The sequence below is a fragment of the Buttiauxella cochleicola genome, assembly GCF_021283185.1.
Lineage (GTDB): Bacteria > Pseudomonadota > Gammaproteobacteria > Enterobacterales > Enterobacteriaceae > Buttiauxella > Buttiauxella massiliensis.
In genome coordinates this window covers 68,320-80,634 of the sequence record NZ_JAJSOS010000017.1, presented here as the reverse complement: position 1 = coordinate 80,634, position 12,315 = coordinate 68,320, and the positions used below count along the sequence as shown (strand labels likewise).

Below are 12,315 nucleotides of genomic sequence, written 5' to 3'. Positions count from 1 at the left end.
CTTCAGAACGGAGATGATCTGGTGCTCGGTGAATCGGATCTTACGCATAGCGATCTCCACAGGTGACATAATCAGTATGTCGGAAGATCTCTAAAAGTGAATGGCGCGGATTACGGGGATGCTTACACAACTATCTTTTGCTACAAAGTCAGATGAAGGTACAAACTCAACTTTTCTGTAGCCCATCTGTTGTGATTCTTTGTTGTTCGCTACACCTACAGCACCGCAATACTCTTTTTTAACTAGGGTGTAGATCTGTTCATCCGTGAGATTCATATGCACCGTTACAAATAGTGAGCCAGGACGTTTAAAAAGATGTGGAAACATGTCGAAATTTTCTAAGTTTGCCGCACCAATCAGATCATTTGAAGCAATTGAGTTTTCTTTAAACGCAGTATCATTGCAGTAATGACGATTAGACCAACCAAAAGCGCGTGTATGTCCATTCACTTTGATGAAAGGTAAAGTATGAGGAATCCTCTTTTCTCTGGCTACACGCTCTGTACGCTGCCAAAGCACTCTGTTACGTTCAGGGTGAATCATTGCAATGGCTACAGTGGGAGAAAGGTGTGTAGAAATCTGAGCGCTGTTTTTAGCTTGATTCAATGCGCGCTCTTGTACTGGTCTGTTGCACTCGTAATCAGAGATTGTAATGAAGGTATCAACAGCAACACCAGGCAGAACAACCATGTTTTCATAAACGGTGTTGGCTTGGATCTGAGTTTGCAAGGCTTCGATGGGAGTGATTGCAGGTGTTACTACGTTTTGTTGAGTCATTTTAAGGAATGTCCGTAACAAGTATTAGGTAAGACAGTAGATTTTCTACCACCTTTCAAGTGCTCAAAAATTGAGCCTACATTGTTTACCTGTTACGGAAGGATGAAGCGTTAACTCAATCCAGAGGTTTCCCCGTTAGGGAAAGAAAAGAATTTACTCATTTCTTGGCTAAATACACTAAATCCTCGTTTTGCATTGGTCAACAAATTTTTGGAAAAATTTGGAAGTTAAATAGCAATAAAAAACAGTTAACAAACATTCAATATTTTATTATCTACTTAACAACACAATCAACTATCTCCACTTGCTCAAAAATATTGAGTCTAGCTTGACGTAATTTCAAATGGGATAAATCTTTATTATTACGTACAAGTTCTATAATAATAGATTTATCGGATTCACTCATACAGTAACCGAATACTATAGATTCAAATGCATCAAAGGGTATTTGTTTTAAGCTAATTTCATAATGTCTAAAGAGAGCAACTTGCTCTTCTGGTAACTCAACCCCAAACTGTTGTTCTAATAAAGCCCCTTTATTATCTTCACAAAGTTTCAAAGAACATACAATTCTAGTTTCATCTTCGGGTGCCCATTTTTCACTTTTAGAATAAAGTAGTCTTTCCGTAATATCATCACTATCAATATTATTTTCGGAAAGTAAATCTGTTACACCAGATGGTTTGCTCAAATCATATTTGCGAAAATTTTTTAACAGGTAACCATTCATTCTCATCATACCTTTATAGTATGTGAGTGAAGTTCTTTTATCCGCACTATAAGTAACTTCCTTGGGAGGAAACTTTTTAAAAAATGGATGGCTGTTTTTAAATGTTACTGCAAGCCCCTTGCCTTCAGTGGCATAATGAGTCCACATAAGTTCATTTGTATCCGACTTTGATAGCGATAAAACCCCTAATTGACAACTTATAGCTTCTAATAAAAAGGCATTAATTTTTTCAGCTGATTGATCCAATTGCTTCTTATCAAACTCCTCCATAGAGCTAAACCCATCTTGTTCTAAGAGATGAGGATAACTATCACCATACCTAGAGCCGGTTGGTTTTAGAAACATATCTTCTAAAAATTCTTTTGAAGGAACATAGGAATTGTTCAATTGCATTTTATTATGTGCTCTCTTTGCCCATGCATAATCTGCTGGTGAGAACTCATTGAAATATGCCTTTACCCTTGACTCGCTAGATTTATCGTTAAGAAACTTAGGTTGAGTCATTCTAAATAAACCATCAGATATAAAACTGGTTCTTAGTGAAAAAATCTTATTAACAGAATCAAACGCATAGCCAAAATATTTAACAAGCATTAACACACTCCTTTTTTATCATTCCGCTATGTGATGCAGAGTAATTTTCACGTGCATATTATGCACTTTCTTTTATATGCTTGCAATTTGCAATCAGAACCATCATCAAAGGTGGAGGGGCATAAGGGATCGATAGAAGGAAATGATAAATTTTATAGGGAATTACTTTTCTTTGTTTTCTATATCGAATGAACGTAGTGAGTGAGTTTCTTTTACTATCGGTTCTGTTGATGTTTCCTTTTCCTCATTTGCTGACAAATCTCTGATTTGTTAGCTATTAGAAAGGATTGGAAAGAAAATTATAAGTTTTCTTAAGACATATCATACATTGTTAAATCAAAGATTTAACCTGTAAGTAATATACTCAAAAGATATTTTCTCAAAGTAGGAAGAGTAGGCAACTTCTACGTTATATGTTTGCCGTATAATAGCTTTTTGTTAACCCAGGTATTTAGTCCTGGCCTTCGGTACACCTCTTGAACTTATCTTGAAAGGAGCCTGCACGTCTGTAATGTAGACGATTCATTATAATGAATAGCACTACTTTGTATGCTTGTGGTGCCGCGTTTTTGCAGTATTTGCAAACAGCTAAGATTAAATGTGGTAAATGGATGAGGGAAGAAGAGCAAATGCATAACGCTTAGAAGGGCTTTTTGTTGAGTCCATCCAGTGGGAAGCATCTAGCAATGTGATCCTACCCGCGAATAGTGGACACACGACTAAGTGAGTAAACTCTCAACCAGAGGTGACTCATGACAAAACCAGCATCAACCTGTAAGAAGCCCCGCAAACCTGCCAGTCAGCACCGATTTTAGGGTTGAGATTAATATAGACTTCATCTTCATAAAACACCGGATGTTCAGCGCTGCATCATCCAGCGCTTTGCGGATTGCGCCCATTTTTTCATCCTTATGCAAGTCGCGTTAGCGATACTCAGCGCTATACTTGACTGCCAGAAGGCAACCAGCGGCGGATTGTGTCGGGATGTAGTTTATCCTCGGTTATCTCGTTGATTTTTTATTGCCAGAAATTCGGTGCTCCAGCAAGAGCGCGTATAACCAAAATTACCGGGAGTACACCTGACAAACTGCACCAGCAGCGCACAAATTTGTTCAAAGAGCTTTGCGTTCAAAGCCCGGTCGCAGTGATATTGGCCTTCAATGCCATACAGGCGGCTTAGCGTTGTACTTCGGACTTGAATCCGCCATTTACCTAACGAAATACGTGATTTAATTTTCACTTAATTATAAGATAATTAAGTGACGTTAAACATGCATTGTTATTTAGGAGTTAAACATGTTAAATGCAGGTAAAATTGGAGCGGAGTGCATCAAGCTAGTTGCTAGCAAAGGCACAAATGGGATCATTTCTCGCTTAGCTCAAAAGCTCAGAAACCAATCGGACAACTTAATGGTTGGTTACAGCCGTATGCACAATCGTCATAATCGTTCATAATTAAGTTGCTGTAATTAAATACTTTATTTATGAGCATCTTAAGTGATGCTCATTTTATTTTGGTACTATGAAAATGATTAACACTTTCTTTGTTCGCATCTCATCTGATTGCAATTTAAATTGCGAATATTGTTATGTCTTCAATCATATCGACAAGACATCTCATTATCTACCAAATCTGATGTCTTTTGATACTATCAATCTTTTAATTGAACGGCTAAAAGAGTATCAAAGTAAATATAATCTTGATGAAATGTTGTTAGTATTTCATGGTGGTGAACCTTTATTAATGGGTCATAACCGATTCTCTGAAGTTCTTAAATTAATCAGTTCGGAATTATCAGATATTGTCAAGCTTGGTTTCTCCGTTCAGACTAACGGTTCTTTGTTAACTAAGCAATATGCGAAATTGTTTAAAGAATTTAATGTTGGTGTTTCAGTTAGTATCGATGGCCCTCAAAAATATCATGACATTTATCGAATCGATAAGAAAGGCATTGGTTCTTGGGAAAGGGTGATCAAAGGGATTAAAGAAATACAAAAGTATCCTGAGCTTTTTTCAGGAACTATTTCTGTTATTAATCCTCAAGTTCCACCAAGAAAGCTATTTGAATTTTTCCAAGAAAGTGAAATCCTAATAACAGACTTTTTATTACCAGATAGTAACCATGACCGTACTCCCAGACATAAAGATTCCGAGGTAGAAATATACATTAATTGGTTGATTGAAGCATTTGATATATGGTTTACCGAATATCAAAATATCACTGTACGAATTTTTGAACATGTATTGGAGTCCGTGTCAGGATTAGACATATCTTCAGATGTATTTGGTGGAGGAGAGCTATCATACCTAACCATCGAAACTGATGGTAGCTATCATACTTCAGATATACTTAAAACAACTTATGAGGGTGCTTCTAAGACGAACTTGCATTTATCTAACTCTTCAATTGAAGATGTAATGAATTCTAATTCATTTGTTCAGTATAACTTCCTTTTAAAAGAAATAAACTTACCTGAGCAATGTCGAGTTTGTGATGAAATTAAGCACTGCAAGGGTGGGTGTTTACCTCATAGGTATAGCTCAGCTAATAAATTTAATAATCCGTCAATTTATTGTAATGAGATGAAATTATTAATCCAGCATGCGCGAGTTAGACTAATCGAAGCATTGGAACAAAATCAATATAATTAAATGGTAAAATGATAAGAATACATAAAAAATATTTGCCTGATAATGAACAGAGCATCTACGATGAATTATATTCATATTTTTTAGACCATGATGTCAATATGATTGAATCCGATGACGATTACTGGTTAATATCACTTTCCAAAAAGCTTTTTGATCATTGTGATGATATTCAGATAGGATTAGATTGGCTGAATCTATCTGAATCTAAAAGTCTAGATTTCTATCTGCAAGGCGAGAATTACTTATTTTGTTTAGCAGAGTCATTTATTCCATATGGTTGGAGTTACTTATACTCAAAAGGAAGACTAGATAAGAATGATACTGTCTTACTGCATTTAGATAGTCATAAAGACTTGATGAATACGCACCTATCCGAGGTTGAAGTTGGGACGTGGAAAGATTTATTGACAAACAATCAGGTTAAATTTTCTGAGCCCCAAAGTGTTCTTGCATCTATACAAAGTGGAGCTATAGGTATTGGTAGTATGGTTACGCCACTTCTGCACGATAATCCGCACATCAATATAGCTCATTATAATCCTTCAGTTAGTGAAAATAAATTTCACTATGTGAGGCCTGAATTTTTGAATGACAATTTGTTTGGGAATCAAGAAATCCGATTATGTAGCTCAATTACTAACACTACGAATAGAAAAAAAACAAATTATATCGAATCAAACTCTCTTTACGATGTGGTTGAGTTCGCCAAAGATAAAGAAAATATATTACTACATATTGATATGGATTCATTAAACAATAGATACAATGGTGACTCTGATTGGGAAAATGAAGGGGTATACTATGATAATGACATTTTTTCTCAAATTTCAGATATTGACAAGTTAATTAATTTAATTATAACTTATGATTTAGCTAGAAAAGTTAAACATACATCTATCGGTATATCACCTTCATTTTATCCTGTCGAATTTTGGAAACCTGTTACACAATATTTATTAAAGTCATTGATTAAATGTGGAATCGATTTAAGTGAGCTTTATAATAGATTATACTCAGAAAAATCACATTGCGATTCTGTTTTAAATATTCCTGCAAATCTGGACCTAGAAATAACAAATTGCAATGCATTTAAAAAGCAACGATGGAATGTCTATTATAGTGGGGTTAAAGCAGGAAAAGTAACTATTGTCCACAATGGCGAAAGAGCAAGTATAAACGTTCAACTAAACAAAACCCATCAAGGATTAGGAATAGGTAAGTACATATTTTACATAGCCTGTGAGCGTTCTCACCATAACATTATTGAAGCTGTTATGAGAAAAAATAATATAGCTTCAATGCATTCAGCACTTAAAGCTGGTTTCTTTGAGCTTGAGGCAAAAGAGAACAGATCGCAGCGCCACATGATATGGTTAAGAAAATAATGGAACAATTTAATTTGCAAGCTTTTGCATCATCACCTTCAGATCTTCCTAAATCAGCCTATGTAGATCTTTTATTATTTGTTTCGGATATGAAACCAGCTATTAGGATCGGAGTGTTGGATGACATACGAGCATTTAAACTCTTTCAATGGGCAACAGGACTTGGTTACTTTTCAAAAATAGATGATAATGGGTTTGTTTTTGTAAGTAAAGTAAACAACGTGGAATACTTAATTAAAGTCGATCAAAGTTACCTAGATCATACTGAAGAGTTAGGTACATTATTAGGCTATCCAATTTGTTGCATAAAAAGCATCAGTAAGGTGGGGGAAAGCAATATTGATTCATATGAGGAAAACGTAGTCTATAACTGGGAGTTTGAAAATGATTTTCAACTGATTAACCCTAAATTGTATTATCAGGGTTGCTCTCTCATATCCCATATTCCTTGCACACCCACTTGTATAAGATCTTTATCTATAGCACGTAAAGCTTTGTCGATTGTAAAAAATAATCAATCGCACCATCGATTTTTAAGCTTTAAACAATGGCTATTACATTAAGGTAAATAACAAAATTATGCACGAATTAATTGACTTAAAAGTTGGCTCAACCTGTAATAACAAATGTGTTCATTGCTGTGCAGCAAATGATGCGAGAGATAAAAATCTTTCTTTGAAGAAAATTAAAAATAGAATCGATTTTTTTGTTGATTTGCATAAATCTATTGACCTTACTTTGACTGGTGGCGAGATTTCAATGCGTAGAGACTTTATTGAGATCATGCAACATGTTAAACATCATAGAAAGCTAGGTAATATCCGAGAAGTCCACCTTCAAACTAACGGTCGAAAGCTTTCCGATGCTGATAAATTGGAGTCAACAATCGGAGTTGTTGATTATTATTTAATCGCATTGCACGGTCCCAGCTCAGAAATTCATGACAAAATTACTGCTGTTCAAGGGAGTTTTGATGAAACGATCTCTGCATTTAAGCAGTTAGTTAATAAAGTCAACATAGAACAAATTGCTGTACAGACTGTAATCAGTAAACTCAATTACAAATACTTGGTTGATACGTACAAGTTTGCCCACGAAGAACTTGGTGTTACAGAGTTTAACTTAACTTTCCCACATCCAATGGGAGACGCGTTTGATAAAGCAATAACACCGACATACATTGATGTTGAGCATTATGTCAACGCTGCTATGCATTACTTTGCAAGTAAAGGAATTAAACCACTTCCAGAAGCGCTACCACTATGTGTTTTTGAGGAGGAGTACCGTAAATATATTTCAAGTGTAAATGATACCCGTTTCATTGGTGCTGTTGGTTATGATCAAGATGGCAACTTACTTGACTATTTAGAGTTGTCTAAAGAAGCTCATTCTAAATATGAAAAATGTAACTCTTGTTTAGTAAACGATAAATGTGAAGGTATTTGGAATGAATATATTGAACTATATCCTAATGAGGACTCAGTTCCAAAACCAATTATTTAAGCATGGAAAATGGAAATTCCTTTCGCATCAAAATGCTAGTTTAAACCTATTGTCAAAATAAGGTCAGATATGCTGACCTTATAGCTTAATATAATGACAGTTTTCATATGTATCTCATGATGCTTGTTAGAGCATATTATTTACTATCTTCAACTTCCAGTAAGTAGGACCTTCTTCGCCAGCATTAAGATTTGCTTCGAGGTTTTCCATAACTAGGTCTTTGATAAACTGTTCATGTAAGAACATCACTTTTGCTTTGAGTTCGTACACATCAATATGTTCTATTTCCTCTCGACCTGTTCCTCTGGATTTTTTATAATAATCAAACTCATCATAAAGTTCTTTGATATGCACGCATAACGCATACTCTAAAGCTTTTTTATCTTTTACAAACAGAACAGCATCATCATAGTTTGTATTTGAAATATCATAGATTCTATCACAATAAAGAGACAGAACTGTCACTACAGCAAACTGCATTGTTTCATATATTTCTTTTGATTCGATACTTTCCATATATAACCTCTTTTTTAAGTTTTTTTGCGGTCCCTTTCGAGACCAATATTTATTTTGAATATGCTTAATCACATTATATCTATTAATACAAATCCCAAGAATGTCTCACAAGACGTTCAGCAATTTCTTCAAGATCCACCTCATTGAGATTTCCAGTGTTTCCTTCTTGTTTTGTAAATACATCAAAGTTTTTATAGATGTGCGATATCACATCTCTTATAAACGGGCTCATGAAATCCGCATCATCAATAAGATAAGATATTCCTCCATCACATATTCCTTGAATATATTTCCAACTTGCATCGAATGATCTTTCTGCGAGATCATAAAACAGTTCTGTAGATTTATTTTCAATAACGGTTTCTTTAAACATATTTGTATCCTCATAGTTAAATGCTTATTTATTTTACTCTACCTTTTATTATATCCATTCATGGGCGAATAATAAGATGTTATTTAATGCTATTGATTAATGCTTTAATATGCATCCCTCTCATCGCATATAATACTTTATTCATATCAACATAGGCTAACCTATCATCCCTCCCTAATGCTTTCATTTGTGCATCAAACTTGCTTGAAAGAAAGTCTTTTACCTGTAAGATATACTTTTCCGTCTTATGTTGATCAAGTATTACATCCATCAATATTTTATATTCTTGCTGATCAAATGCATTCAGGCCAAATATATAAATATTTTTAGATATAGCAATAAAAGTATCTGTGGATGATTTTTCTATCTGTTTCATATTCATTTCCTCTTTTGGTTATTAAAATATTATTGGTGAGATTTAGTGCGTGATTCAGCGATAACTTTATCCATCCACTCTTCTATCTCACTTTCGATGAATGCGACGGATCGTAATCCGATTCTTACCTGTTTTGGAAAGCGGCCTGCATCTATAAGCCCATACATCCTTGCCCTACTTAACCCTACCCTTTTCAATACTTCGGGGAGGCGGATAAATCTTCTTGATGCTGCTTCATTTTTCATAGAGTTTTGTTCGTGGTCGTTTTTCATTGTCTTCTCCTGTGTTTGTTTCGACAGGAGCTATTCTAGGAAAATTGGCAATGACAAGATGCAGACGTTGGTAAACAACTTCTTTCGAGAAAATGGGATAGAATGGTTTTCGGGGAAAATGAAAATCTGTGAATGTCGCTGGTTTTACATAAAGGGGTCTACTTGGCAGCAGGCCCCGGAGATAAAGAAAAGGGTTAGGTTTCCTCTTCTTCTTTTTCGTTCATCTTCATGGCATCAGCGACTCTGACATCCATCATGTAGTCGTTTTTACTCAGATAGAGATTAAACAACCGATCAAACTCGCGGGTCAGCGTTTTTTCAGCAAATGGCTTATCGGTATCCTTAATTTGAGAACCGCCTCTAATCACTTCCGAGTCGTTCGGATAGAGAAGCCGCGACATTTGCTCATAGGATATTTTTGCGTCATGACGCTTTGACCACAGCATCAGATCCAGCATAGGAATTGTCCTGAAGGCGATAACTTTTTTGAGAGTGCTCAACCCAAAACGAAACGAACCTATTTCTGGTTCACTGATGCCATATTCCTTACGCCATTGAGGTAGCATTCTTTTGACATGCTCGACCACTTCATCATCGGTCAACAATTTGATATTCAACCACAGATACAGCGGATGGTCAGAATTCAGCATTTCAAGATCGGTTAACCGCTGTTTACCCTGTTCTCTTGATAACGGAGTTGAAGGGGCATCATGTGAAACATCTCTACGTTGAAGTAAATTGAGATCTCGTAGCTTTGCCTCATAGCGGCTAATGTCATTGATGGTCATATGCCGAACATGCAGCTTGGCATCAACCAGCGGATTCTTCTTTTTCAATGTTGGAGGAATGGTTTCGGTTGAACTCACTAACAGTGGGGTGCCAGCCAATATCAACGCTTCTTCTTCTAGATAGCGTTGATAGCGTGGACTCTGTTCATTTAAAAAATCATAGCGGAGTAATGCTGCTCGGCGACTAATTTCATAACTTAAGTCATTAAGCGTGATTTCCTGTAAAACATCATAGTTACTCAGCTTAAACCATTGCTTTGCTGCTTTGATAACCTCACCTGACTTCATGCTTGCTATCCTTTTCCATGCTGACCGATTTTTTATACCCGATTTATCTGCGTGTTATCTTATGCCACGCTATGGTGATAACACTATCTCATAGGCAAGGAATGGGGAACTTTGAACGCAGATTTTGGTGTTTTGTTGCAGAATATTTCAGAGAGATAGGGTGTGGTACTTATGCCTCACTTCCCTAAGATTGAGTATACCTAGGGACGTGGATAGGGAAAAATACACGTAACATAATGATAAATAATGTAATTACATTATCCAGATCAGGTGGTACGGGTATTTCTCAGCCTTCAACGAAGAAGGGCACCCCGAGTCATTTAAATCAAAATCAACTACTTGCGATTAACGTCCCGTTAATCCCTGCACAGGATAATGCCAGCAGGGTGTTCGACAAACAAGCTCTTAATCTAAGTGTATCCTGTGAAATGATGATCAACTTTCTCCAGCATCATCTTTATCCGGATTTGACTATTAATAAAAATACCGTCTCAAAATCTATTAACATAAATCTAAAAAATTAATTGATTAGAGTTTACGAATTCAACATTTATTATTTTTGACCAACTAGTCTGAATTATTTGCACGGATTTTTTAATTTCATAAAATACTGTTAATACATTGAAATAACTTGACCATTAAATGATCGCAATGTATTTAAAACATACTACCTCAATCGCCAAATCCGTCTTGTTAGATATAATGAAATTGGCAATGGTGTGCTTTATGTGTATAACTGACAGCAAATATCTACCGTCGATCTTTCCTTATAAAATCACATAAAATTAACATCCTATATGAATATAGAAAACAAAGTAGCTCATAACAAAAACAATATTGCAAAAATATTCAACCGGTTAATTACATGTGGTTTTCTTGTTCCTGGTTTGTTTGTTTCTATGGCTCAAGCCGAACTATCACAGACTGTCGATAACATCAAAAAAACGCATCAAATAAACATCGCCTATCGTGATGCACCACCTTTCTCTTATGCAACTTCAGATGGCAAAGTCGTCGGTTATGTTATCGATTTATGTAATGTTATCGTTAGCGATATCAGCAAACATCTGAACATACCTGACTTAAAAGTTAATTACATTGAGAATAAATACCTGCCTGAAAGAGATGAATTATTGCGTGAGAAAAAAGTAGATATGATCTGTTCAGTGAATGCTAACGTTAATGAATGGAAATCGATTGCAGACTATTCAAGCCCCTATACTTATTCATATACACGATTCGCTACGTTAAAGAACAAAAAGATATCATCTATTGATCAATTAGCGGGGCACACTGTTAGTGTAACATCGGGATCAGTTGATGCACTTGCACTTAACCAGACCAATCGTGAGATGGGCCTGAATTTATTCGTAATAAAAACTCCAACCATGGAAAAAGCTTTTGACCTGATGCGCAGTGGCAAAACATCGGCTGCCTTTATCAATGATATTTCATTAAAGGAAATCATTGAGGCTCAGGGCGATAAAGATTTATTTTCCATTAGTGATAAAGGGGTTGGGAAACCACAGTTTTTTGTCATATTACTACCGCACGATGACAAAGAATTTAAGTCACTGGTAAATCAGAGTCTTTGTAAAATTAGAAAATCACCTGATTTTGGTAAGATTCATGATATCTGGTTTAACCAACCAATTCCTTATTTAAAGTTAAACTTACAAACTCCTTATTCAAAAGAAATGGATAAAGCATTAACACAATTTGATGATTGTTCAAGAACGGGGCGATAAATAATTATTTGCCAGCGACATCAGGTGACTTGAGGAATGTATTAAAATCCTAACTTTGCTGCAAAGAAATGTCCATTTCTGGATGTATTTTCAATTCCCTTACTTATGCTTCACACTATTACTCAATGAAATTATATCGCCTCATTTTTAAACCTTAAAAAAACATATGAGCATCATAAAACAACATTCGCAGCATGTTAATAACATTTGTTTTTGGCTAATCATACATTTCGTTTGACTAGTCACTTAAATCCATATGAAAATTAATAGCAACTTATTGGTTTAGTGTTTGTTGAATGAATCACGGATAAG

13 protein-coding genes and 1 pseudogene are annotated in these 12,315 nt (G+C 35.4%); 6 read left to right on the top strand and 8 right to left on the bottom strand.

Going from position 1 to position 12,315, the window contains the following annotated elements; all coding sequences use genetic code 11:
* Nucleotides 1-90: 90 nt before the first annotated feature.
* The 3 genes and pseudogenes from LVQ76_RS20980 to LVQ76_RS20970 all read right to left on the bottom strand — a co-directional run.
* Nucleotides 91-777, bottom strand: a complete 687-nt coding sequence (locus LVQ76_RS20980) for a hypothetical protein (RefSeq protein ID WP_232922394.1) — start codon at nucleotides 775-777, stop codon at nucleotides 91-93.
* A 274-nt stretch (nucleotides 778-1,051) separates the two neighbouring features.
* Nucleotides 1,052-2,101, bottom strand: coding sequence for a DUF2971 domain-containing protein (locus LVQ76_RS20975; RefSeq protein ID WP_232922393.1), 1,050 nt, complete (start codon nucleotides 2,099-2,101; stop codon nucleotides 1,052-1,054).
* Nucleotides 2,102-2,866: 765 nt separating this feature from the next.
* A pseudogene (locus tag LVQ76_RS20970) lies at nucleotides 2,867-3,218 on the bottom strand (transposase); the annotation flags it as partial.
* 179 nt (nucleotides 3,219-3,397) lie between these two features.
* On the opposite strand from LVQ76_RS20970, the gene yhhA reads away from it, so the two are divergent.
* The 5 genes from yhhA (at nucleotide 3,398) to LVQ76_RS20950 (ending at nucleotide 7,642) form a co-directional block, all read left to right on the top strand.
* The gene (gene yhhA / locus LVQ76_RS22420) at nucleotides 3,398-3,556 is read left to right on the top strand and encodes a YhhA family cyclophane-containing RiPP (protein WP_370640086.1); all 159 of its coding nucleotides are present in this window, start codon (nucleotides 3,398-3,400) and stop codon (nucleotides 3,554-3,556) included.
* Between the two features lie 67 nt (nucleotides 3,557-3,623).
* Nucleotides 3,624-4,754, top strand: a complete 1,131-nt coding sequence (locus LVQ76_RS20965; RefSeq protein WP_232922392.1) for a radical SAM protein — start codon at nucleotides 3,624-3,626, stop codon at nucleotides 4,752-4,754.
* A gap of 98 nt (nucleotides 4,755-4,852) precedes the next feature.
* Complete coding sequence (locus LVQ76_RS20960; protein ID WP_232922391.1) at nucleotides 4,853-6,139, top strand: hypothetical protein; 1,287 nt, start codon at nucleotides 4,853-4,855, stop codon at nucleotides 6,137-6,139.
* Nucleotides 6,139-6,702 carry a DUF483 domain-containing protein gene (locus tag LVQ76_RS20955; protein WP_232922390.1) on the top strand — a complete coding sequence of 188 codons (564 nt, stop codon included), beginning with the start codon at nucleotides 6,139-6,141 and terminating at the stop codon, nucleotides 6,700-6,702. The genes LVQ76_RS20960 and LVQ76_RS20955 overlap by 1 nt, the downstream gene beginning before the upstream one ends.
* A 16-nt stretch (nucleotides 6,703-6,718) precedes the next feature.
* Nucleotides 6,719-7,642 carry a radical SAM protein gene (locus LVQ76_RS20950; RefSeq protein WP_232922389.1) on the top strand — a complete coding sequence of 308 codons (924 nt, stop codon included), beginning with the start codon at nucleotides 6,719-6,721 and terminating at the stop codon, nucleotides 7,640-7,642.
* Nucleotides 7,643-7,768: 126 nt separating this feature from the next.
* On the opposite strand, the gene LVQ76_RS20945 is transcribed toward LVQ76_RS20950, so the two are convergent.
* The 5 genes from LVQ76_RS20945 to LVQ76_RS20925 all read right to left on the bottom strand — a co-directional run bounded on the left by LVQ76_RS20945 (nucleotide 7,769) and on the right by LVQ76_RS20925 (nucleotide 10,255).
* Entirely contained in the window at nucleotides 7,769-8,158 is a 390-nt protein-coding gene (locus tag LVQ76_RS20945) for a hypothetical protein (RefSeq protein WP_232922388.1), read from the bottom strand.
* Nucleotides 8,159-8,240: 82 nt separating this feature from the next.
* Entirely contained in the window at nucleotides 8,241-8,531 is a 291-nt protein-coding gene (locus tag LVQ76_RS20940; protein WP_232922387.1) for a hypothetical protein, read from the bottom strand.
* A gap of 79 nt (nucleotides 8,532-8,610) precedes the next feature.
* Nucleotides 8,611-8,907, bottom strand: coding sequence for a hypothetical protein (locus LVQ76_RS20935; RefSeq protein WP_232922386.1), 297 nt, complete (start codon nucleotides 8,905-8,907; stop codon nucleotides 8,611-8,613).
* Between the two features lie 29 nt (nucleotides 8,908-8,936).
* Nucleotides 8,937-9,179: a helix-turn-helix transcriptional regulator gene (locus LVQ76_RS20930; protein ID WP_232922385.1), complete on the bottom strand. Its 243-nt coding sequence runs from the start codon at nucleotides 9,177-9,179 to the stop codon at nucleotides 8,937-8,939.
* A gap of 194 nt (nucleotides 9,180-9,373) precedes the next feature.
* Complete coding sequence (locus LVQ76_RS20925; RefSeq protein ID WP_232922384.1) at nucleotides 9,374-10,255, bottom strand: DUF6387 family protein; 882 nt, start codon at nucleotides 10,253-10,255, stop codon at nucleotides 9,374-9,376.
* A 797-nt stretch (nucleotides 10,256-11,052) separates the two neighbouring features.
* Between LVQ76_RS20925 and LVQ76_RS20920 the strand changes: the two genes are divergently transcribed.
* Complete coding sequence (locus LVQ76_RS20920) at nucleotides 11,053-12,003, top strand: transporter substrate-binding domain-containing protein (RefSeq protein WP_232904340.1); 951 nt, start codon at nucleotides 11,053-11,055, stop codon at nucleotides 12,001-12,003.
* Nucleotides 12,004-12,315: the final 312 nt, after the last annotated feature.

What these genes read in the sequence shown, in the direction of transcription:
- LVQ76_RS20965 (WP_232922392.1), top strand. Translation starts at nt 3,624, where the DNA reads ATGAAAATGATTAACACTTTCTTTGTTCGCATCTCATCTGATTGCAAT.
- LVQ76_RS20980 (WP_232922394.1), bottom strand. Translation starts at nt 777, where the DNA reads ATGACTCAACAAAACGTAGTAACACCTGCAATCACTCCCATCGAAGCC.
- LVQ76_RS20975 (WP_232922393.1), bottom strand. Translation starts at nt 2,101, where the DNA reads ATGCTTGTTAAATATTTTGGCTATGCGTTTGATTCTGTTAATAAGATT.
- LVQ76_RS20920 (WP_232904340.1), top strand. Translation starts at nt 11,053, where the DNA reads ATGAATATAGAAAACAAAGTAGCTCATAACAAAAACAATATTGCAAAA.
- LVQ76_RS20925 (WP_232922384.1), bottom strand. Translation starts at nt 10,255, where the DNA reads ATGAAGTCAGGTGAGGTTATCAAAGCAGCAAAGCAATGGTTTAAGCTG.
- LVQ76_RS20955 (WP_232922390.1), top strand. Translation starts at nt 6,139, where the DNA reads ATGGAACAATTTAATTTGCAAGCTTTTGCATCATCACCTTCAGATCTT.
- LVQ76_RS20945 (WP_232922388.1), bottom strand. Translation starts at nt 8,158, where the DNA reads ATGGAAAGTATCGAATCAAAAGAAATATATGAAACAATGCAGTTTGCT.
- LVQ76_RS20935 (WP_232922386.1), bottom strand. Translation starts at nt 8,907, where the DNA reads ATGAAACAGATAGAAAAATCATCCACAGATACTTTTATTGCTATATCT.
- LVQ76_RS20950 (WP_232922389.1), top strand. Translation starts at nt 6,719, where the DNA reads ATGCACGAATTAATTGACTTAAAAGTTGGCTCAACCTGTAATAACAAA.
- LVQ76_RS20940 (WP_232922387.1), bottom strand. Translation starts at nt 8,531, where the DNA reads ATGTTTAAAGAAACCGTTATTGAAAATAAATCTACAGAACTGTTTTAT.
- LVQ76_RS20960 (WP_232922391.1), top strand. Translation starts at nt 4,853, where the DNA reads ATGATTGAATCCGATGACGATTACTGGTTAATATCACTTTCCAAAAAG.
- yhhA (WP_370640086.1), top strand. Translation starts at nt 3,398, where the DNA reads ATGTTAAATGCAGGTAAAATTGGAGCGGAGTGCATCAAGCTAGTTGCT.
- LVQ76_RS20930 (WP_232922385.1), bottom strand. Translation starts at nt 9,179, where the DNA reads ATGAAAAACGACCACGAACAAAACTCTATGAAAAATGAAGCAGCATCA.